The 20,879-nt window shown below is 45.6% G+C and carries 20 protein-coding genes; 1 reads left to right on the top strand and 19 read right to left on the bottom strand.

Annotated features, from left to right (window positions below; all coding sequences use genetic code 11):
• Positions 1–28: 28 nt before the first annotated feature.
• Positions 29–1,582 carry a glutamine-hydrolyzing GMP synthase gene (guaA, locus tag DYB02_RS04275; protein ID WP_005460250.1) on the bottom strand — a complete coding sequence of 518 codons (1,554 nt, stop codon included), beginning with the start codon at positions 1,580–1,582 and terminating at the stop codon, positions 29–31.
• 98 nt (positions 1,583–1,680) lie between these two features.
• Positions 1,681–3,147, bottom strand: coding sequence for an IMP dehydrogenase (guaB, locus tag DYB02_RS04270; RefSeq protein WP_005460229.1), 1,467 nt, complete (start codon positions 3,145–3,147; stop codon positions 1,681–1,683).
• Between the two features lie 232 nt (positions 3,148–3,379).
• Here guaB and xseA point away from each other — a divergent pair, with 232 nt between their 5' ends.
• Positions 3,380–4,711, top strand: coding sequence for an exodeoxyribonuclease VII large subunit (gene xseA / locus DYB02_RS04265; protein WP_029805997.1), 1,332 nt, complete (start codon positions 3,380–3,382; stop codon positions 4,709–4,711).
• Between the two features lie 21 nt (positions 4,712–4,732).
• Here xseA and DYB02_RS04260 read toward each other — a convergent pair whose 3' ends face one another.
• The 17 genes from DYB02_RS04260 to iscU all read right to left on the bottom strand — a co-directional run bounded on the left by DYB02_RS04260 (position 4,733) and on the right by iscU (position 20,873).
• Entirely contained in the window at positions 4,733–4,957 is a 225-nt protein-coding gene (locus tag DYB02_RS04260) for a zinc ribbon domain-containing protein (RefSeq protein ID WP_005460239.1), read from the bottom strand.
• Between the two features lie 293 nt (positions 4,958–5,250).
• Entirely contained in the window at positions 5,251–6,132 is an 882-nt protein-coding gene (locus tag DYB02_RS04255) for a metal-dependent hydrolase (protein ID WP_029805995.1), read from the bottom strand.
• A 233-nt stretch (positions 6,133–6,365) separates the two neighbouring features.
• Positions 6,366–7,862 (bottom strand): ribosome biogenesis GTPase Der, encoded by a 1,497-nt coding sequence (gene der, locus DYB02_RS04250; protein ID WP_005496319.1) that lies wholly within the window; start codon positions 7,860–7,862, stop codon positions 6,366–6,368.
• Between the two features lie 167 nt (positions 7,863–8,029).
• Complete coding sequence (gene bamB, locus DYB02_RS04245; RefSeq protein WP_005460257.1) at positions 8,030–9,190, bottom strand: outer membrane protein assembly factor BamB; 1,161 nt, start codon at positions 9,188–9,190, stop codon at positions 8,030–8,032.
• A 15-nt stretch (positions 9,191–9,205) separates the two neighbouring features.
• Positions 9,206–9,820: a YfgM family protein gene (locus DYB02_RS04240; RefSeq protein ID WP_005460236.1), complete on the bottom strand. Its 615-nt coding sequence runs from the start codon at positions 9,818–9,820 to the stop codon at positions 9,206–9,208.
• Between the two features lie 125 nt (positions 9,821–9,945).
• Positions 9,946–11,214 carry a histidine--tRNA ligase gene (gene hisS / locus DYB02_RS04235; protein ID WP_020904180.1) on the bottom strand — a complete coding sequence of 423 codons (1,269 nt, stop codon included), beginning with the start codon at positions 11,212–11,214 and terminating at the stop codon, positions 9,946–9,948.
• Between the two features lie 26 nt (positions 11,215–11,240).
• Positions 11,241–12,359: a flavodoxin-dependent (E)-4-hydroxy-3-methylbut-2-enyl-diphosphate synthase gene (ispG, locus tag DYB02_RS04230; protein ID WP_005496320.1), complete on the bottom strand. Its 1,119-nt coding sequence runs from the start codon at positions 12,357–12,359 to the stop codon at positions 11,241–11,243.
• 6 nt (positions 12,360–12,365) lie between these two features.
• On the bottom strand, positions 12,366–13,316 hold the full coding sequence (gene rodZ, locus DYB02_RS04225; protein WP_029806623.1) for a cytoskeleton protein RodZ: 951 nt from the start codon (positions 13,314–13,316) through the stop codon (positions 12,366–12,368).
• A gap of 413 nt (positions 13,317–13,729) precedes the next feature.
• Positions 13,730–14,857, bottom strand: a complete 1,128-nt coding sequence (gene rlmN, locus DYB02_RS04215) for a dual-specificity RNA methyltransferase RlmN (RefSeq protein WP_015296287.1) — start codon at positions 14,855–14,857, stop codon at positions 13,730–13,732.
• A 219-nt stretch (positions 14,858–15,076) separates the two neighbouring features.
• Positions 15,077–15,502, bottom strand: a complete 426-nt coding sequence (gene ndk / locus DYB02_RS04210; RefSeq protein WP_005460254.1) for a nucleoside-diphosphate kinase — start codon at positions 15,500–15,502, stop codon at positions 15,077–15,079.
• A gap of 86 nt (positions 15,503–15,588) precedes the next feature.
• Positions 15,589–16,887, bottom strand: coding sequence for an aminopeptidase PepB (pepB, locus tag DYB02_RS04205; protein WP_005460223.1), 1,299 nt, complete (start codon positions 16,885–16,887; stop codon positions 15,589–15,591).
• Between the two features lie 171 nt (positions 16,888–17,058).
• Positions 17,059–17,253, bottom strand: coding sequence for a Fe-S cluster assembly protein IscX (iscX, locus tag DYB02_RS04200; protein WP_005460231.1), 195 nt, complete (start codon positions 17,251–17,253; stop codon positions 17,059–17,061).
• Positions 17,254–17,297: 44 nt separating this feature from the next.
• Positions 17,298–17,636 carry an ISC system 2Fe-2S type ferredoxin gene (gene fdx, locus DYB02_RS04195; protein ID WP_005460237.1) on the bottom strand — a complete coding sequence of 113 codons (339 nt, stop codon included), beginning with the start codon at positions 17,634–17,636 and terminating at the stop codon, positions 17,298–17,300.
• Between the two features lie 12 nt (positions 17,637–17,648).
• Positions 17,649–19,502 carry a Fe-S protein assembly chaperone HscA gene (hscA, locus tag DYB02_RS04190; RefSeq protein ID WP_015296286.1) on the bottom strand — a complete coding sequence of 618 codons (1,854 nt, stop codon included), beginning with the start codon at positions 19,500–19,502 and terminating at the stop codon, positions 17,649–17,651.
• A 21-nt stretch (positions 19,503–19,523) separates the two neighbouring features.
• Complete coding sequence (gene hscB / locus DYB02_RS04185; RefSeq protein ID WP_029806046.1) at positions 19,524–20,039, bottom strand: co-chaperone HscB; 516 nt, start codon at positions 20,037–20,039, stop codon at positions 19,524–19,526.
• A 55-nt stretch (positions 20,040–20,094) separates the two neighbouring features.
• Complete coding sequence (iscA, locus tag DYB02_RS04180; RefSeq protein WP_005482998.1) at positions 20,095–20,418, bottom strand: iron-sulfur cluster assembly protein IscA; 324 nt, start codon at positions 20,416–20,418, stop codon at positions 20,095–20,097.
• 71 nt (positions 20,419–20,489) lie between these two features.
• Positions 20,490–20,873 carry a Fe-S cluster assembly scaffold IscU gene (gene iscU / locus DYB02_RS04175; protein WP_005483070.1) on the bottom strand — a complete coding sequence of 128 codons (384 nt, stop codon included), beginning with the start codon at positions 20,871–20,873 and terminating at the stop codon, positions 20,490–20,492.
• Between the last annotated feature and the right edge of the window lie 6 nt (positions 20,874–20,879).

The raw sequence follows: 20,879 nt of genomic DNA, 5'->3' as shown, positions 1-20,879 counted from the left end.
CTTGTAAACTCAACAGTCTAGAGGGAAATTATTCCCACTCGATTGTCGCTGGTGGCTTACCAGAAATGTCGTAAACAACTCGTGAAATACCTTCAACTTCGTTGATAATACGGTTAGATACCTTACCTAGGAAGTCGTATGGTAGGTGTGCCCAATGCGCTGTCATAAAGTCGATAGTTTCAACTGCACGCAGTGATACCACCCAATCGTATTTACGACCGTCGCCCATTACGCCTACAGAGCGAACTGGTAGGAATACCGTGAACGCTTGAGATACTTTGTCGTATAGGTCTGCTGCGTGAAGCTCTTCAATAAAGATAGCGTCAGCACGACGTAGCAAGTCACAGTATTCTTTCTTGATCTCGCCAAGAACGCGAACACCTAGACCAGGACCTGGGAATGGATGGCGGTAAAGCATGTTGTATGGAAGACCTAGCTCTAGACCAATCTTACGAACTTCATCTTTGAACAATTCACGTAGTGGCTCAACTAGACCCATTTCCATATCGTCAGGTAGACCGCCCACGTTGTGGTGTGATTTGATCACGTGCGCTTTACCAGTTTTAGATGCAGCAGACTCGATTACGTCTGGGTAGATAGTACCCTGAGCAAGCCATTTTGCGTTTTTCAGCTTCTTCGATTCTTCATCGAATACGTCTACGAACACGTGACCGATAGTCTTACGTTTTTCTTCTGGGTCAGACTTGCCTTTCAGCGCTTCAAGGAAACGCTCTTCTGCGTCAACTTTGATGATGTTTAGGCCGAACTTATCGCCGAACATATCCATTACTTGCTGACCTTCGTTTAGACGAAGCAGACCGTTATCCACGAATACACATGTAAGCTTGTCACCAATTGCACGGTGAACCAGCATAGCAACAACGGATGAATCTACACCACCAGAAAGACCTAGAATAACTTCATCGTCACCCACTTGCTCTTTAATACGAGCAACAGCGTCTTCGATGATAGATTCAGAGGTCCATAGACGCTCACAGCCACACACGCCAAGAACGAAGTTCTCTAGCATTTGTAGGCCACCTTTCGTGTGTGTTACTTCTGGGTGGAACTGAACGCCGTAGTATTTCTTCTCTTCGTTCGCCATTGCCGCGTAAGGACAAGTGTCTGTCTCACCGACTTTTACGAAGTCTGCTGGAATTTCTACAACTTTGTCACCGTGGCTCATCCAAACGTCTTGAGTCGCTTCAAGATCTTTGAAGATCGCAGATTCGCCAGAAACTTTTACTTGTGCGTAGCCAAATTCACGCTCGTTTGAGCCAGCTACTTTCCCACCTAGCTGTTCTGCCATGGTTTGCATGCCGTAACATACGCCAAGTACAGGAACACCTGAGTCAAATACATATTGAGGAGCGCGAGGAGAGTTTTCTTCTGTAACGCTTTCTGGGCCACCAGAAAGGATGATGCCATCTGGGTTGAATTCGCGAATATCCGCTTCTTCTACGTCCCAGCTCCATAGCTCACAGTAAACGCCGATTTCGCGTACGCGACGCGCAACTAATTGAGTGTACTGAGAACCGAAGTCCAAGATCAGAATACGTTGGTCATGGATATTTTTAGTCATTTTGAGCAGTCTTTTAAGGCTAAGTGATTAAAACCGAGGCGAGTGTACTCGCCTCTTCTTAATGCTTCAAGGAAAAAGCAAACGTTTACGTTAGGCTATTAGTTACCTAGACGGTAGTTTGGCGCTTCCTTAGTGATCTGAACGTCGTGTACGTGAGATTCTTGCATACCCGCACCAGAAATACGTACAAATTCAGCTTTAGTACGCATGTCTTCGATAGTTGCAGAACCCGTAAGACCCATGCTTGAACGTAGACCACCCATTTGTTGGTGTACGATCTCTTTTAGGCGGCCTTTGTATGCGATACGACCTTCAATGCCTTCTGGTACAAGCTTGTCTGCTGCGTTGTCAGACTGGAAGTAACGGTCAGAAGAACCTTGAGACATCGCGCCTAGAGAACCCATACCACGGTAAGCTTTGTAAGAACGGCCGTTGTAAAGAATCACTTCACCCGGCGCTTCTTCTGTACCTGCGAACATAGAACCAACCATCACACATGATGCGCCTGCTACGATTGCTTTACAGATATCACCAGAGAAACGGATACCGCCGTCAGCAATCACTGGGATGCCGTATTCGTTAGCCACTTCAGCCGCGTCAGCGATTGCTGTGATTTGAGGAACACCAACACCCGTTACGATACGAGTCGTACAGATAGAACCTGGGCCGATACCGACTTTCACTGCGCTTACGCCAGCTTCGATCAGTGCTTTCGCGCCAGCACCTGTTGCGACGTTACCGCCGATGATGTCTAGATCTGGGTACGCAGCACGAGTGTCACGAATACGTTGTAGAACGCCTTCTGAATGACCGTGAGAAGAGTCGATAAGTAGTACGTCAACGCCCGCTTCTACAAGTGCAGCAACACGTTCTTCGTTACCCGCACCAGCACCAACAGCAGCGCCAACACGTAGACGACCGCGCTCATCTTTACATGCGTTTGGTTTACGTTCTGCTTTATGGAAGTCTTTAGCCGTGATCATACCGGTTAGTTTGAACTCATCGTTCACTACCAGTACTTTTTCAACGCGTGCTTCATGCATTTTCTCTTGAACTTCTTCACGAGTTGCACCTTCTTTTACAGAAGCTAGACGCTCTTTAGGCGTCATTACCGCAGACACTTTCTTAGATAGGTCAGTCACAAAGCGTACGTCACGACCAGTGATGATACCCACTAGCTCGTTGTGCTCTGTTACTACAGGGAAACCTGCAAAACCGTGCTTTTCAGTCAGAGCGACTACATCGGCGATGGTTGCATCAGGATTCACAGTCACAGGGTCTGTTACCACACCAGCTTCGAACTTCTTAACTTTACGAACTTCTGCCGCTTGCTGCTCAATAGACATGTTCTTGTGGATAAAGCCAATGCCACCTTCCTGCGCAAGAGCGATAGCTAGACGGGCTTCCGTCACGGTGTCCATCGACGCAGAAATCATAGGGATGTTCAGACTGATGTTTTTCGTCAACTGAGTGCGAAGATCAGCTGTGTTTGGGAGAACGGTGGAGTGTGCTGGCACAAGTAGTACGTCATCGAATGTCAGCGCTTCTTTGGCAATTCTTAGCATTTGCAATATCTCACAATTAGAGGAGTAAAAAGAACAATCCAATCTCATCGTTTCGCATAATGAGGGTAACTGGTTTTAGGTAACAAGTTACATTTGGATTAGATATTGCGGAGGGATTATACGTTCAACGCAATCGCTTGACTACAAGTTTTTTAATTTTTTTCTTGCAATTACCCCCTTGATATGTATTATATTGCCGCTAATTTCCATACTCACGTCTAAGAGATTAGCTGTGCTCTCCAAGACCAATCAGAACATCTTCACTGTTTCTCGTCTCAACGCAGAAGTTCGTTTACTCCTTGAAAACGAAATGGGGATCGTTTGGCTTGTCGGAGAGATATCCAACTTCTCTGCTCCTGTTTCCGGTCACTGGTACCTCACCCTTAAAGATTCTCGTGCTCAAGTAAAATGTGCCATGTTCCGTGGTAACAATCGTCGCGTTACTTTCAAACCTGCAAACGGCAATCAAGTTTTAGTTAAAGCCCGTCTGTCTCTTTATGAGCCACGTGGTGACTACCAATTGATCATCGAAAGCATGCAGCCTGAAGGCGATGGTCGTCTGCAACAAGAGTTTGAAGAGCTTAAGATGAAGTTGGCAGCGGAAGGTTTGTTCGCTCAAACCAACAAACTGCCACTACCAGAGCATCCAAAGCGTGTTGGTATCATCACTTCTAAAACAGGTGCTGCGCTTTACGACATATTGGACGTTTTAAAACGCCGTGATCCTTCCCTACCCGTGGTGATTTATCCGACCATGGTCCAAGGTGATGACGCAGCCATTCAAATTGCCCAAGCAATCGGTCGTGCTAATAGCCGAAATGAATGTGATGTATTGATTGTTGGTCGTGGCGGCGGCTCTCTAGAAGACTTATGGTGCTTTAACAATGAGATCCTTGCTCGCACTATTGCTGCAAGTCAAATCCCGATCATTAGTGCTGTGGGCCATGAAGTCGACATGACGATTGCCGATTTTGTTGCCGATGTGCGAGCTCCTACTCCATCAGCTGCCGCTGAACTGGTTAGCCGTGACAACAGCCATAAAGATCAATCGCTTGTAGCGAAACAGCATAAACTAGCTAGTGCGATGCGCTACTACTTAGCACAGCAAAAACAGCAATCTGCGCAACTTCTGCATCGCTTAGAACGCCAACATCCAAGTTATCAGTTGCAGCGTCAGTCACAGCAACTCGATGAGCTGGATATGCGTTTGCGTAGAGCTATGCAGCGCTTCATCGATACACGTCAACAAGCCGTTGAGCGTAAACACCACCGTCTGCAATTAAACTCTCCTATTAAACACTTAACACAACAAAAATCGAGACTTGAACGTGTTGAGCACAAGCTATTAGACGCAATGGATCGAAAACTACTGACGATGCGTCATCAGTTAGCGATTGCGGCAGAGAAGTTAGATACCGTCAGTCCCCTAGCGACACTCAAGCGTGGTTACTCCATCACGCAAACGGATCAAGGTAAGGTCGTTACAAGCGCAGATGATGTAAAAACGGGCGACCTTTTAGTCACCCGTTTGGCTAATGGTGAGATTCACTCTACCGTTAGTTAGCCGACTTTAAAATGAGCTTAATCAGCTGATTTTTTGAAACTCAAATCGCACACGAGATTTAGATTTGAGTTCATTACAGGTATTGCAGAAATAATTCGCAGCCCCACAAGCCTGAAGCTTTTCTAACTCAGCACCACAGTCCGGACAAAAACCTACTTTTTTGAAATCGGATTCACATTGGCCACAATGGTATTGGCCAGTCCATTCTAGTTCTACTTCGCAATCTGGACATTTGTTCTGTTGCATATCTCTCACCTTACTGTTTCACTCGCTCCAGTATTCACATTTTCTAACCGCTAGCCTTGATGTATATCACCGTATGCAAGGTAATGGGTTTACTTCACGAGAAGCTTACTTTAAGAAAGATCTTATTCTGATCATCGGATATTTACCATTTGATCAGCGATCACCCCCTAAAAGAATATTTATATAACCACACACCGAAAGCATAAGTTACATATTCTGCATTCCAATTTAAAGAAGCATAAAACACCAAAATTAAATTCAAAAAAAGAAAAAACAGAATTTAATAAAAAGATCTAATTGGAAAAGCAAGCTATTACATCGGTGTGCATTTCAATCGTTTGTGAATCCATTTCGACCAACTTGACGTGTATCGAGCCAAAGTCACTCAAATGCTCTGCGTGCGTTCCTCCACAAGGGATCACGGCCAATTCTCCCTCTCCCAAGTCACATTTCCAATAACGAGAATCGGTCAAGTTGTCACCATGGCAGTCCATAATGATCGCCGCGTCTCTTTCCAGCCAAAGCTTCAATTGTGCATTCACCTGACTCTCTATTTTCTCTAAGTCTGACAGCATTTCTGCGCTGTTTAGGCCTCTTTTACGGAGTGTTTTACCTAAACGGTAAGTATCTAGGCACTTGTCTGGTGTTACAAAGCTGGATTCTTGGGCATAACTATTAAAATCATAGTTGCCATGTGGGTCTTTACGATCTGCATCTTTACGCCAGTAGCTGGCAGCGAGGACTTTATTTAGGGCTAAATAGGCGAGATGACCTGCACTGTGTCCACGACTCAATGCTTGTTGGTACTCTTTATCCACTTTCAGCGTCACTCGTGTATCTTGAGATAGAGTGTCAACAAGCGCTAATACATGTACGACAACAAATAACCAGCCTTCTGTATCGCGCTTTACAGGGATTGCCGCTCCAACAAATAGCTCTCCGGTTGCCACTTCAATGGCACCAACTTGACAACCAATCACTTCAAATTGTTGATCATTAAATACTAAGATGCCTTTATCTGCGGGATGATCAGGCCAGATATGGCTAACGGGATGAAACGGAGTCACGTCGGTGACTACGTAGGTCACTTCATTGTGGTTTTGAACGAGTTGAATCTGAGCGTCCAACTGCCAAGTTTGATGGCAGAAACGGGTTTGTGTCGCGGTAATCGTCATGCTTTGCTTATCTTTGTGAATGTAAGAAGTTAAGGTTGTGTGCTGAGCATTTGAAGATACAGGAATCTGCACGTCATCACTAATATCACTAGAGAAAAACCGCGCAGAAGAACATTGTGATAATGATGAAAGTAAGGTTTAGAAAAGGACACATCTCACATCACTTTTAGAGGTTGCAAAAAACAGATAAAAAAATACCCAAGTAAAAACTTGGGTATCTTCAAATGCTTAAATTATTTTTTGCGGTTTTTAACCACAGACATCATACGTTTACGCTTACGCTCTTGAGACAAAGTTAGCTTGTTCGCACGATTCTCAAACGGGTTTTCGCTATTCTGGAAGTTGATACGAATTGGCGTACCCATAATTTCCAGTGACTTGCGGAAGTAGTTCATCAAGTAACGCTTGTATGAATCCGGAAGTTCACGAACCATATTACCGTGAATCACGACGATTGGTGGGTTGTAACCACCTGCGTGCGCGTATTTTAGCTTGATACGACGGCCACGAACCATTGGCGGTTGGTGATCATCAGTCGCCATCTTCATGATACGAGTCAAAACAGAGGTACCAACACGTGTCGTTGCCGACTTGTACGCTTCTTGGATAGACTCAAACAAGTGACCAACACCAGTACCGTGCAGTGCAGAAATAAAGTGAATGCGAGCAAAGTCAACGAAACCTAGGCGGCGGTCTAGCTCTTTCTTAACGTTCTCTTTTACTTCGTTATCTAGACCATCCCACTTGTTTACCGCTAATACGATTGAACGACCGGCGTTCAATGCAAAACCTAGCAGGCTCAAGTCTTGGTCAGAGATGTTTTCACGTGCGTCGATAACCAATAGCACTACGTTTGCGTCTTCGACGGCTTTCAACGTTTTAACAACGGAGAATTTCTCAACCGTTTCGTTAATACGACCACGACGACGTACACCCGCAGTATCAATGATTACATACTCACGGCCATCACGTTCCATAGGAATGTAGATTGAGTCACGAGTTGTGCCTGGCATGTCGTATACCACAACACGTTCTTCACCAAGAATACGGTTGGTTAACGTCGACTTACCAACGTTTGGACGACCAATGATTGCCAGTTTGATTGGCTGTTCTTGTAGACGTTGGAACTCCGCTTCCGCTTCTTCTTCGGTGTATTCGTCTGGTGCAATTTCAGCGTCTTCAAATTCTGTCAGATCTTCAATCTCACCTTCTTCTGATTCACTTGTTAGTAAATCATCAAAGAATGGAGCTAGTGCACGCTCAAGCAACGCTGTAACACCACGACCGTGTGCAGCCGCGATTTGGTACATGTCATCAACACCAAGCTGCCAGAAATCAGCACACGCAGCGTCAGCATCAATACCATCAATTTTGTTTACCACCAGCATCGCTGGTTTTTCAATTTTACGCAGATGCGCCGCAATCGCTTCATCAGCAGATGTAAGACCAGCACGACCGTCAACAAGGAATAGCACGACGTCAGCTTCATCAATCGCTGCTAGCGACTGCTCTGCCATTTTGGTTTCCACGCCTTCTTCTGTGCCATCAATACCGCCAGTATCAATGACAATGAATTCGTGCTCTTCATCAAGACGAGCTTGGCCGTATTTACGGTCTCGCGTTAGGCCTGGAAAGTCCGCAACCAACGCGTCACGTGTGCGTGTCAATCGGTTAAATAGTGTAGATTTACCTACGTTCGGACGCCCTACTAGAGCAACAACAGGTACCATAACAACCTCTACAATAATCTTTCTTCTGTAGTTATAGGTAACGACTTGCCCGATGCCAAATCAAGCCAGCTTTTTACCTATAACCACGTCAGGGTTAAAAATTTCAAACAACAAAACGGCTCCTAACTGTCACCAGCCAGGAGCCGAATGTGAATTATATCACGATATTATTCGTTAATGGTTAGTTTCTTTACATCGCCGTTGCGAGTTGTAATGACATAACCATCAGACAATAGAGTCGGACCAACCGCAAAACCACTGTCATCAACGAATTGTTGAGCTACGAACTCACCCGTCGAACGATCTAACCAGTGCAGGTAACCTAGGGTATCACCTAAAACTAAATAGTTACCGACGATAACTGGCGCAGTTAACTGACGGTGTTCTAATAGGCTATTTTCCCAAAGTTCAGTACCGCTTCGAGCATCAACCGCGACCACGTGATCTTTTTCGGTGATCACAAAGATACGACTGCCGTCCGTTGCGATATCGTTCGCTGACGAATAATTACGCTTCCAGATTGGGTTAGCCGAACGCAAATCAATAGCGATCAACTGACCATTGTATCCAATGGTGAAAAGAGTTCCGCCCAGTACAATAGGAGAAGAGTCAACGTCAACCAGACGGTCAATTTCCGTAGCGCCTTTCGGTGTGCCTACTGGTTGTTGCCAAATAAGCTGACCACGCTCCACAATCGCTGCGGCTAGTCGACCATTTGCCGTACCCCAGAAAACACCACCACCAATCGCAGTTGGAGTGCTGTCTCCGCGTAGTGTCAGGTTTGGAACTTCAGTACTTAGTGCCCAGCGCTGCTCACCAGAGCTTTCATCCAAAGCAATCAACATACCACGGCTGGTATTTACGATGATCAAGCCTGAATCCGCAACGGGTTTCGCCAGAACTTCACCACCGACTTTAATGCGCCAAATGATTTCACCAGTTTCTTGGCTTAGTGCAATCACTTCACCATTTTCAGAACCGATGTAAAGATGTTCGTACGCCGCAGTAATACCGCCAGACAGACGAGCAATCACGTCTTCTTCCAGATCGGTTTGCCATAATTGCTTACCATTTTCTGGATCAAGCGCTTTCACCAAACCATCACGGCTCGCGACAAACAACATGTCGTTTGCGTAGACAGGAGAAAGCTTTGAGAAGTAATGACCAACACCATCACCAATCGATGTGCTCCATTCACTCTTGGTCGTAAACTGACTATCTACCTGCGGTAGTGGTGCCATAACAATGGTATCTTCCTCGCCAGCACAACCAGCCAGGATGCCCACCGTTAATGCCCCTAACAAGGCTTTCTTAAAGACTCTTTTCATCCAATGCGGTCCTTATTATTTCGCCAAGTCGTCCAATTTCATTTGCAGTGTTGGGCTTGCATCTGCTGCTTGCTGCGCTTCTGTGTAAGCCGCGTAAGCTGCATCTTTGTCACCTTGACGAAGTGCAATATCACCACGCAATTCAGCAATGCGACCAGCCCATGCTGTATCTGTCACTTTGCCTAGCTCAGTGTTTGCAGCATCAAAGTTACCCATTTCTGTCTCGATACGAGCGATGCGGTAGCTAATTAGTGGAGATAAAGCAGCATCCTTCGTATTGCTTTGAGCCCATTTAAGTTGCTCAAGAGCAGCAGCAAAGTCTTTCGCTTCGACTTGTGCTTTTGCTAGTTGCAGAGCAGCCAATACTGAATATTCTTTAACTTCGTTCGATTCGATAAAAGCTTGCACATCTGATTGCGCATCTACGCCTTTTTCTTGCAGCGTATTCATTGCGGTTGTGTAGCTTTGCGAAGCTGTTTCACTCGCCTGAATCACAGTATCCTGGTAGTAACGCCAGCCAAATAGACCACCTAAGCCAACAACAGCACCGATGATGACGGCTTTACCATTTTCCTTCCACCAGTCTTTAATAGCTTCAACTTGTTGTTCTTCAGTATCGTAAAGTTCCACTTCCTGTCCTCTTAAAACATGTAAATGGCAGCAAAGCTGCCATTGCTCCTATTTCGTCGAAAGGCTCCGATTTTGGGAGCCTTATTGTTACGAACTAGGATTTAATCTTTAGCTTATTAAAAGACTTAAATCAGTGCTGCGATCTTCTCAGCAACTTCAGCTTGGCTGTAAGTCTCTTGCTCACCACCAACTAAATCTTTTAGTACAACGGTATTGTCGGCAACTTCGTTTTCGCCCAGAACCAATGCTACAACAGCACCTACTTTATCTGCGCGTTTAAACTGTTTCTTGAAGTTACCGCCACCGAAGTGATTCATCACGCGAACGCCTGAAATAGCTTCACGAAGCTGCTCTGCTAGCTTCATACCTGCCATCATGGTGCCTTCACCTGCAGTTACCACGTAAACATCCACACTGCGACGTACGTCTGTAAGCTCTAAAGTTTCCAACATAAGAACTAGACGCTCTAGACCCATTGCAAAGCCAACTGCTGGTGTTGGTTTGCCACCAAGTTGCTCTACAAGGCCGTCGTAGCGACCACCTCCACACACAGTGCCTTGAGCACCTAGGCTTTCCGTGATCCACTCAAATACTGTGCGGTTGTAGTAATCCAGACCACGAACAAGACGTTCGTTAACTGTGTATTCGATACCTGCTGCGTCTAAAAGTTCACATAGACCTGCGAAGTGTGCTTTAGATTCTTCACCTAAGTACTCAGAAAGACGCGGTGCATCACCTAAAATAGCCTGAATGTCAGGGTTCTTCGTATCCAGAACACGCAGTGGGTTAGTGTGCATGCGGCGCTTACAATCTTCGTCTAGCACATCGATATGTTGTTCAAGGAAGGCAACCAGTGCTGTGCGGTAGTCTGCGCGATCTTCTTGAGAACCGATTGAGTTCAGCTCAAGACGAACGTGTTTGTCGATGCCTAATTCACGCCATAGACGTGCAGTCATCATGATAAGCTCGGCGTCAACGTCTGGGCCATTTAGACCAAACACTTCCACACCACATTGGTGGAATTGACGGTAACGACCTTTCTGCGGACGCTCATGGCGGAACATAGGCCCCATGTACCACAGACGCTGTTCGTCACGGTTGATCAGGCTATTTTGAATACATGAACGAACACAACCCGCAGTACCTTCAGGGCGAAGTGTTAGGCTGTCTCCGTTACGATCATCAAAGGTGTACATTTCTTTTGAAACGACGTCTGTCTCTTCACCAACAGCGCGGCTGAATAGGTTTGTTTCTTCAACGATTGGCATGCGCACTTCGTTATAACCGTATGCGCTAATTACATTTTTCACTGTGTTTTCAAGTTTCTGCCACAGCGGAGATTGAGTTGGGAGACAATCGTTCATGCCTCGGATTGCTTGGATTGTTTTTGCCACAATACTTACCGTAATACTCGTTGAGATTAATCTTGTACTTTTACTTCAATGCGATTTTCGCTATCCATCATAGACGCTTTCGCACGGATCTTTGCTTCTAGCTGATTCACAAGGTCATTGTTATCGAAACGCTCTTTTTGACGTTTTCCGTCTTCATAGAACGCACTCTTCTTGTTGCTACCCGCAAGACCCAAATGGGAAACCTCAGCTTCACCAGGACCATTTACCACACAGCCAATAATAGACACATCCATTGGTGTGATGATGTCTTCTAAACGCTGCTCAAGCGCATTTACGGTACCAATAACATCGAATTCTTGGCGTGAACAACTTGGGCAAGCAATAAAGTTGATGCCACGAGAGCGAATACGCAAAGATTTCAGAATATCGAAACCGACTTTGATTTCTTCGACTGGATCAGCAGCTAAAGAGATACGTAACGTATCACCAATACCTTCAGATAAAAGCATGCCCAAGCCAACTGCTGACTTCACAGCACCTGCGCGCGCACCACCAGCTTCAGTAATACCTAAATGAAGCGGCTGGTCGATTTTCTTCGCCAACAAGCGGTAAGAATCAACCGCGAGGAATACATCCGATGCTTTAACGCTGACTTTGAACTGATCAAAGTTAAGACGATCGAGATGATCCACATGACGCATCGCTGATTCAACTAGGGCTTCAGGCGTTGGTTCACCGTATTTCATCTGCAGATCTTTTTCCAAAGAGCCGCCATTAACGCCAATACGGATCGGGATATTCTTATCACGCGCACAATCAACAACCGAGCGAATACGCTCTTCGTTACCAATGTTGCCTGGGTTGATACGCAAACAATCGACGCCGTATTCCGCGACTTTCAGTGCGATACGGTAGTCAAAGTGAATATCAGCAACCAGAGGAACAGATACTTGCTGTTTGATCAGCTTAAACGCTTCTGCTGCTTCCATCGTTGGTACTGAAACACGGACGATGTCTGCGCCGACTTTTTCTAGTGCTCGGATTTGTGCGACTGTCGCTTCCACATCAGTCGTGCGAGTGTTAGTCATTGACTGTACGGCAATTGGCGCACCATCACCAATTGGCACATCACCCACATAAATACGCGTCGATTTACGACGAATAATTGGAGATTCGTGTTGCATAATTTTTTATAACGGTAGAGTGAATCTAGCTACTTTGCCTGAAGTATACCCAGAAAGGTCGACAGGTTCACTTGCAAATGTCATTGTTACACCTTCCGGTGCGCCTAATATCACTTTAAATGGCGCTTTTCCGGTAAGTTCTACATCTTGACCCGGTTTCTGAGTGCCACTTACGAGTGTTTTGCCGTTTGTATCTTTTACTTGGATCCAGCAATCTGCTTTAAATTTCATGGTGAGCAGAGTCATACCTTCTGGCACTACAGGAGATGCTTCTTGAACCTCTTCTACTGCTTCAATCACAGCAACTGGCTCTTTAGTTGCTTCTGTTGTCGACTCTTCTGTTTCCGCAGATACCACTTCATCAGTTTGCGCTGCATTGATGGATGATTCTGATGCTGTATTGTTTGATGCCGCTAGTTCTGCTGGAGTACTTGCGATCAGTTCTTCTTCGGTCATTAGATCAATATCAGCAATTTCATCGGCACTTGGTTGGCTTGTTTCAACATTAGCCTCTGCTACAACTTGAGCGAGACTATTTTCTTGCTGATTCTGCCACCACCAAGCTGCTGAGATACCGATGATGACAATGGCTATTACCCAAGTCAGCAACATAATTCGGCTGTTGTGTTTCTCGTGTTTGGTTTTACGAGAAAAGCTTTGCATTTCGATTTCTTGCTCTTTTGGCTTTACATCTGCCGTTTGTTCTAGAGCAACCAGCACCACTTTCTCATCTAGCCCGACAAACTTTGCGTAAGAACGCAAATAGCCGCGAGTGAATGTCGCTACTTGTTGAGATTCAAATCGGTTGTTTTCAATATCTTCAATAACAGAAACGCGAAGTCTCAGGCGATCAGCAACTTGCTTTTGAGTCATACCTAAAGATTCGCGTTTGTTTTTGAGTAATGTGCCCGCTTCAATCGAAAGCGGTACTTCATTGGTATTTTCGTGTTCTGTCATAATGGTGGTATTTAATCTGTTTTAGTGGCTAACACGGTTATTTATTTTCGTTGTTGTTCTTAAGCCTCACTTAAAGATAGCTAGCCTGTTCGCGTTAACCAAAATTATATTTTTAAGAAATTCTCAACAATTGAGTGTGAATACCCGTTTTGCAAAAATCAGCAAAGCGTATGAGAAAAAATGTTGAGAATAATCGGTGCCTTCATGAATGCTCTTCACCATGATAAGCGAATGTATAACGAAGACAAAAACTCTTTCCACTCAAACTAACAGATAGCTCAAGCTTTTGTCCAAACTTTGACACAGTAAATTGAAATAAACGCCAAAACCATTCAATTTTAGGGGTTACTTTACAAATACAACAAACAAAATAGCCAGAGCAAAGGCTCTGGCTATTTTTAATTTGGGGCAAATTATACCGCTTTTACGTCGATGGTTTCTGCACCGCGCGCAGCTTTTAAAGCCGCAGTACGTTTAGTACGGTCAATAACGTCACCAACTAACTGACCACATGCCGCATCAATATCATCACCACGTGTTTTACGAACCGTCACCGTATGCTCGTATTGCATCAATGTTTTTTGGAATCGGTCAATACGCGAGTTGCTTGGCTTCTTGTAAGGAGAACCTGGGTACGGGTTAAACGGAATCAGGTTGATCTTACATGGTGTGTCTTTCATCAACTCAGCCAGCTCGCGTGCGTGATCCATGTCATCGTTCACATGATCAAGCAACACGTACTCGACTGTTACTTTGCCACGGTTTGCGTTCGAAGATGCGATGTAACGACGAACTGACGCTAAGAAGTCTTGAATATCCCAACGATCGTTGATTGGCATGATTTCACTACGTAGCTTATCGTTTGGCGCATGTAGGGAGATAGCCAATGCGACGTCGATTTTGCCTGTCATCTGATCAAGGCCTGATACTACACCAGAAGTCGATACAGTAACGCGACGCTTAGACAGGCCAAAACCAAGATCATCAAGCATGATTTCTAGCGCAGGGATTAGGTTCTTCATGTTAAGAAGAGGCTCACCCATACCCATCATTACGACGTTAGTGATTGGACGACGACCAGTTTCTTTTTGCAAACCGATTTCACGTGCAGCACGCCACACCTGACCGATTATTTCAGATACTTTTAGGTTACGGTTGAAGCCCTGTTGAGCGGTCGAACAGAACTTACATTCCAACGCACAACCTACCTGAGAAGATACACACAACGTCGCGCGATCCTCTTCTGGGATGTAAACCGTTTCTACGTCTTGGTCACCCACCTTCATTGCCCACTTAATCGTGCCGTCTGAAGAGTGCTGAGCTTCTGCAACCGTTGGGGCTTTAATTTCGCACTTGTGCTGCAGTTTTTCACGTAGTTTCTTGTTGATGTTCGTCATGTTGTCGAAGTCATCAACACCGAAATGGTAGATCCACTTCATAACCTGATCAGCACGAAACGCTTTCTCGCCTAGTTCTTCCGCGAAAAACTGACGCATGCCTTTGCGATCAAAGTCGAGTAGATTGATTTTTTCAGTAGTCATGTTGCCTCTCAATGACTGAAACAAGAATAAGGGCGCGAATTGTACAGCCTTTATGCAGCTACAACAAGAGGTCTAAAACCCTGTCTTTGCTAAGGCATTAAAAACACATCGGTTAAATATTAAACAACCTCACCAATGCGTCTTCGAACTGTTTCGATAATAAAAAGCCCCGGAATTATCCGAGGCTAACTATCTTTACGAGCACAAACTAACTACCGATTAGCGAGGGCAAATTTCGGACTCAGGGAAGAAGAACTCGATCTCACGAGCCGCTGATTCAGGACTATCTGAACCATGAACAGAGTTATGACGCATGCTTAGCGCGTAATCTGCGCGAAGTGTGCCTGCTGCCGCTTCTTCTGGGTTGGTTTTACCCATCAATTCACGATAACGTGCAATCGCATTTTCGCCTTCCAACACTTGAACCATAATAGGGCCAGAAGTCATGAACTCTTTTAGTGGTTGGAAGAATTCTTTACCTTCATGTTCTGCGTAAAAACCGCTCGCCTGCTCTTCAGTCAGGTGAACCATTTTCGCAGCAATAATGCGTAGGCCTGCCTTCTCGATTCGATTGTAGATTTCACCGATCAGGTTTCTTTCCACAGCGTCAGGCTTAACAATGGAAAACGTTCTTTCTAGAGCCATAAAGTTTCCTTTTTGTACTTGTAATAATAGTGTTTAAAAGTGACTTACTTGACTACGGCAGCGCCTAACTGACGCCACCATAAATATTATTTTTCTGCTTGCTCATTAAGAAGTCGAGCAAGAGTGCGGACACCCATACCAGTCGCGCCAGCCGCCCACTTGTCTGATGCAGACTTACGGTAAGTACCAGCACAATCGAAGTGCAACCAGCCTTTCTTGTAGTCTTCAACAAAGTAAGACAAAAATGCAGCAGCGGTACTTGCGCCTGGACTGTAGTCTCCAGAGCTGATGTTCGATAAATCAGCGAAGTTTGACGGCAACATACCACGGTGGAAATCAGCCAGAGGCAGTGGCCACAGGCCTTCTTTCTCTTTGTTTGCTGCGGTTAGAGCTTGATGAGAAAGTTCATCATCAAAGCTCATTAACGCGTGGTAGTCGTTACCCAATGCGTTTTTCGCCGCGCCGGTTAACGTTGCGCAGTCGATGATCAACTCAGGGTTATGCTCGCTTGCATAGATAAGACCATCGGCAAGTACCAAACGACCTTCTGCGTCGGTGTTCATTATCTCAACAGTCTTACCGTTTTTGTAGGTGATGATGTCGCCAAGCTTAAGCGCACGACCAGAAACCATATTCTCAGCACAACATAAGATCAGTTTTACGCGCTTGTTCAAACCACGCAAAATAGCTAACCCCAAACCGCCAGTAATCGTACCTGAACCGCCCATATCGGCTTTCATTGCACTCATAAAGTTTGAAGGTTTAAGGCTGTAACCGCCTGAATCAAACGTAATGCCTTTACCTACTAGACACGCGAATACTGGTGCGTTTTCATCGCCAGTCGGGTTGTAATCCAATTGCAGCATTGCTGATGTGCGATCCGAACCGCGACCAACCGCATAGATACCTTCCCAACCTTCAGCTAGTAGATCTTTGTCTTTAACAATACGAGCCGTTACTGTGCCTTCTGGTGCGACAGATTTGATGAACTCAGCCGCCATCGTAGCAAGTTGACGAGGTGCAACTTCTTCCGCCGTTTTGTTGATGATATCGCGCGTAAAATCGGTCGCTTTAATGCGAGCTTGAAGTTCAGTTTGGTCTTCTTCAGAAAGCGCAGTCCATTCTAGTAAACCGTGTTTTTTCGGATTGCGGTAACCTTGATGGAAAGCCCAGATGCTTTCCAAATCCCAATGTTCACCGGAAAGTAGAACTGAATGAATTCCTTGGCCATCTAGCTGACGAGCTGCACGCTGAATTGCACCAAGATCATGACCTTCACCTAGATGAATCGTCGCACCGGTTTCAGAGAATGAAAGTAGTGCTTTCTCACCCCAGTGTGGAGCAGCTGAATCTTGACTTAAAAATACAGACATCTGTGTAGACATGGTTTCTCCTTGTCTTATATCGGCGTAGCCTACGCCGCTTCTTTTTAATAACTCACGGATGTTAGCATTATGTAGGGTAAAAATGTCAACTTGATAAAAAAACGGACCTAGAGGTCCGCTTTTTTTAGTAAGAATTGTTAACTCGGCTGCGTTTTACCGCCGAATTGAGCATCAGTCTGCCTCATCCATCCAGCACATGATAACCGCTTCTAAGATCTTTTCGTTACAATGGTTTGGCTCATCGTCAAACTCATCTAACTCCATGATCCATTGATGAAGATCGGTAAAACGCACGGTTTGTGGATCCACATCTGGAAACTTGTCACAAAGCTCAATCGCGATATCGCGAGAATCTGTCCATTTCATTGCTCATCTTCCTTTTTCTTCGCCCCTATTTTGGAGCGATAGTATTAATGATCTTCTGATGCGTGGTTTAGCGTGTATTTTGGAATTTCAACAACCAAGTCTTCATCCGCAACTTTCGCCTGACAACCAAGACGAGACTCCGGCTCAAGACCCCATGCTTTGTCTAGCATGTCATCTTCTAGCTCTTCGCTCTCTTCAAGAGAATCAAAACCTTCACGAATGATCACGTGGCAAGTAGTACAAGCACACGATTTTTCACACGCGTGTTCAATACCAATACCGTTTTTTAGTGCTACGTCTAGAACGGTTTCACCCGTCTTCGCTTCCAACACTGCGCCTTCTGGGCACAAATCTTCGTGTGGTAATACAATAATCTTAGGCATAACTACTTTCTCTTATATATCGTCTACTGATTGACCTGACAATGCAGCTCGAATCGATTTATCCATACGGCGCGACGCAAAGTCTTGGCTAGCTTTGTCTGTATCTTTGATGCCTTGCTCAATGGCATTTGCATCATCACCATTACGCAGCTCAATCAGTGCTTCAATGGCTTTTAATAGATCTTGTTTTTCTTGCTCTGATAGTAGTTCATCACCATCAGCTTGCATTGCAGCGATCAAACCTTCAATCACCCGGTCGGCTTCAACGCGTTGTTCAGCTAACGCACGAGCTTGCATGTCTTCTTTGGCGTGAGTCATCGAATCACGCAGCATGTTCGCAACTTCGTTATCGCTTAAACCGTAAGAAGGTTTCACTTGAATTTCGGACTGAACACCAGTGCTCTTTTCCATTGCAGTCACAGATAGTAAACCGTCAGCATCAACTTGGTACGTCACTCGGATGTGCGCAGCACCTGCCGCCATAGGAGGAATACCTTTTAGTGAGAAACGCGCAAGTGAACGACAATCATCCACCATCTCGCGCTCACCTTGCACAACGTGCACGCTCATCGCCGTTTGACCATCTTTGAAGGTGGTAAACTCTTGCGCGCGAGCAACAGGAATCGTGGTGTTGCGCGGAATGATTTTCTCAACCAACCCACCCATGGTTTCAATACCCAATGATAATGGAATCACGTCAAGCAGCAGCATTTCAGAGTCAGGCTTGTTACCAGCAAGAATATCTGCTTGGATACCCGCACCAATAGCCACCACTTCATCAGGGTTGATGCTAGTGAGTGGTGTGCGACCAAAGAATTCGCCCACCATTTCACGGACAAGCAAGGTACGAGTTGAGCCACCAACCATCACCACTTCAAGTACTTCCTCCGCTTCTACGTCAGCATCTTTCAGTGCACGACGACAAGACATCAGAGTTTTCTTCACGAGTGGGCGAATCAGGTCTTCGAACTGCTCGCGTGTTACAGTGCCTTTCCAGCCAAACACGTCAACTTCTACGCTGTCTTGCTCAGAGAAAGCAATTTTGGTAGCCGTTGCAATGTTCAGTAATGCACGGTTTTTCTCAGCAGAAAGCGGCGCTTCTAGGCCTGCTTGCTCCATTAGGTAATCCGCTAATAGGTGGTCAAAGTCGTCACCGCCAAGTGCAGAGTCGCCGCCTGTTGCTAATACTTCAAATACGCCTTTCGACAAACGTAGGATAGAGATATCGAACGTACCGCCACCTAAATCGTAAACGGCAATCACGCCCTCTTGACCTGAATCCAGACCGTAGGCAATCGCCGCTGCCGTTGGCTCATTAAGAAGACGCAGTACATGTAAACCCGCTAGCTTAGCCGCATCTTTCGTGCCCGCGCGTTGCGCGTCATCGAAGTACGCAGGAACGGTAATTACCACGCCCGCAAGCTCTCCACCCAGCGTTTCTTCTGCACGTTTACCTAGCGCTTTTAGAATATCTGCAGAAACTTCAATCGGGTTTTTATCCCCTTGAGCAGTTTGCAGTACTGGTAAGCCATTATCACTCTCTTTAAAACGGTAAGGTAATGATGGGTAGCGAGATTGAATGTCTTTTAGCGAGCGGCCAATCAAGCGTTTCACTGAGATAATGGTGTTCTCAGGTTCAAACTCTGCTTTGGCTTTCGCATCGTAACCAACCACTGTTGATTCTGCTGAGTAATTCACCACCGACGGCAAAATGCTACGACCTTGCTCATCATTTAATGTGGTGGCATCGCCACTGCGTACAGAAGCGACCAAAGAGTTGGTAGTACCTAAGTCGATACCAGCCGCTAACTTATGCTCATGAGGTGCCGAGCTTTGGCCCGGTTCTGCGATTTGAAGTAGTGCCATGATTGGTCCTTGTCACGCTAACTAGCCGAGAAGCTTATCTTCAACCAGTTCAATTTCGTTCTTTAGTTTGGCAATGAATTTCAATTTACGAACTCGGTCTGCGGCTTCAGCCCAAAGACCATCGTTAAGCTCTTGCTCAACGCTTGCCAAATGCTGCTTATACATTTTGCTGACCTTAGAATCGAAGTCAAAAAGCGCCGATTCAGGATCAGAGCAGTCAGCAATATCTTCTAGTTCTTCGCGCAGTTCCATTTGTTCCATCAGGAACATCGGATCTTGCATGGTATGTTGCTCACCACGGATTTCCATTCCCTGCTCTGCCAAGATGTACTCCGCACGAGAGATAGGATGTTTGAGGACTTGGTACGCATCGTTAATTTGCGCAGCCTTTTGCACCGACATCAAGCGGTCTCGCTCAGAGGCGGTAGCAAAGTTGTCCGGGTGGAAGCGCTTTTGTAGTTCTCGGAACTTAGAAGAAAGAAGGCTACCATCCAGCTGAAACTGACTTGGTAGCCCAAATAATTCAAAGTGATTCATTAAGATCGGGTCCTAGTAAAGCCTTCCGGACTCGCTTGCCCAGAAGGACAATCAATTAGACGTTGAAGCTTTCACCACAACCACATTCACTTTTTGCATTAGGGTTGTTGAATTCAAAACCTTCATTCAACCCTTCTTTCACGTAATCCAATTCGGTACCGTCTAAGTACACCAAGCTTTTCTTGTCGATGATGATTTTCACGCCTGAGAAATCAAACACTTCATCTTCTTCGTTTAGCTCGTCAACAAACTCAAGTACGTAGGCCATGCCGGAACAACCTGTCGTCTTCACTCCAAGACGTAAACCGATACCTTTGCCTCGGTTATCTAGGAATGCTTTTACGCGACTTGCCGCTGTTTCTGTCATTGTGATGGCCATACTGCACCTTAGTCTGTCTAAATTACGATTGGAATGGGAGCGTTAAAGGCTCCCATTATATTACGGAATAATTATTCTTGGTGTTTTTTCTTGTAGTCAGCAACCGCTGCTTTGATTGCGTCTTCAGCAAGAATTGAACAGTGAACTTTCACAGGTGGAAGTTCTAGCTCTTCTGCAATTTCAGAGTTCTTAATTGCAGCCGCTTCATCAATTGATTTGCCTTTTACCCACTCTGTTACTAGTGAGCTTGACGCGATTGCACTACCACAACCGTAAGTTTTGAACTTCGCATCTTCGATGATACCTTCCGGTGTCACTTTGATTTGCAGTTTCATTACGTCACCACAAGCTGGAGCGCCAACCATGCCGCTGCCTACTGATGGGTCTTCTTTGTCAAATGAACCAACGTTACGCGGGTTCTCGTAGTGATCAATTACTTTTTCGCTGTATGCCATGATAAA

The organism is Vibrio parahaemolyticus (assembly GCF_900460535.1).
GTDB classification, from domain to species: Bacteria; Pseudomonadota; Gammaproteobacteria; order Enterobacterales; family Vibrionaceae; genus Vibrio; species Vibrio parahaemolyticus.
This window is presented reverse-complemented; position numbering and strand designations above follow the sequence as displayed.

Coding starts and splice junctions, on each gene's coding strand:
- ndk (WP_005460254.1), bottom strand. CDS start 15,502: ATGGCTCTAGAAAGAACGTTTTCCATTGTTAAGCCTGACGCTGTGGAA.
- iscX (WP_005460231.1), bottom strand. CDS start 17,253: ATGAAATGGACAGATTCTCGCGATATCGCGATTGAGCTTTGTGACAAG.
- rodZ (WP_029806623.1), bottom strand. CDS start 13,316: ATGACAGAACACGAAAATACCAATGAAGTACCGCTTTCGATTGAAGCG.
- hscA (WP_015296286.1), bottom strand. CDS start 19,502: ATGGCACTACTTCAAATCGCAGAACCGGGCCAAAGCTCGGCACCTCAT.
- pepB (WP_005460223.1), bottom strand. CDS start 16,887: ATGTCTACACAGATGTCTGTATTTTTAAGTCAAGATTCAGCTGCTCCA.
- DYB02_RS04260 (WP_005460239.1), bottom strand. CDS start 4,957: ATGCAACAGAACAAATGTCCAGATTGCGAAGTAGAACTAGAATGGACT.
- bamB (WP_005460257.1), bottom strand. CDS start 9,190: ATGAAAAGAGTCTTTAAGAAAGCCTTGTTAGGGGCATTAACGGTGGGC.
- iscA (WP_005482998.1), bottom strand. CDS start 20,418: ATGGCCATCACAATGACAGAAACAGCGGCAAGTCGCGTAAAAGCATTC.
- fdx (WP_005460237.1), bottom strand. CDS start 17,636: ATGCCTAAGATTATTGTATTACCACACGAAGATTTGTGCCCAGAAGGC.
- ispG (WP_005496320.1), bottom strand. CDS start 12,359: ATGCAACACGAATCTCCAATTATTCGTCGTAAATCGACGCGTATTTAT.
- iscU (WP_005483070.1), bottom strand. CDS start 20,873: ATGGCATACAGCGAAAAAGTAATTGATCACTACGAGAACCCGCGTAAC.
- guaA (WP_005460250.1), bottom strand. CDS start 1,582: ATGACTAAAAATATCCATGACCAACGTATTCTGATCTTGGACTTCGGT.
- guaB (WP_005460229.1), bottom strand. CDS start 3,147: ATGCTAAGAATTGCCAAAGAAGCGCTGACATTCGATGACGTACTACTT.
- rlmN (WP_015296287.1), bottom strand. CDS start 14,857: ATGACTACTGAAAAAATCAATCTACTCGACTTTGATCGCAAAGGCATG.
- der (WP_005496319.1), bottom strand. CDS start 7,862: ATGGTACCTGTTGTTGCTCTAGTAGGGCGTCCGAACGTAGGTAAATCT.
- DYB02_RS04255 (WP_029805995.1), bottom strand. CDS start 6,132: ATGACGATTACCGCGACACAAACCCGTTTCTGCCATCAAACTTGGCAG.
- hscB (WP_029806046.1), bottom strand. CDS start 20,039: ATGAATCACTTTGAATTATTTGGGCTACCAAGTCAGTTTCAGCTGGAT.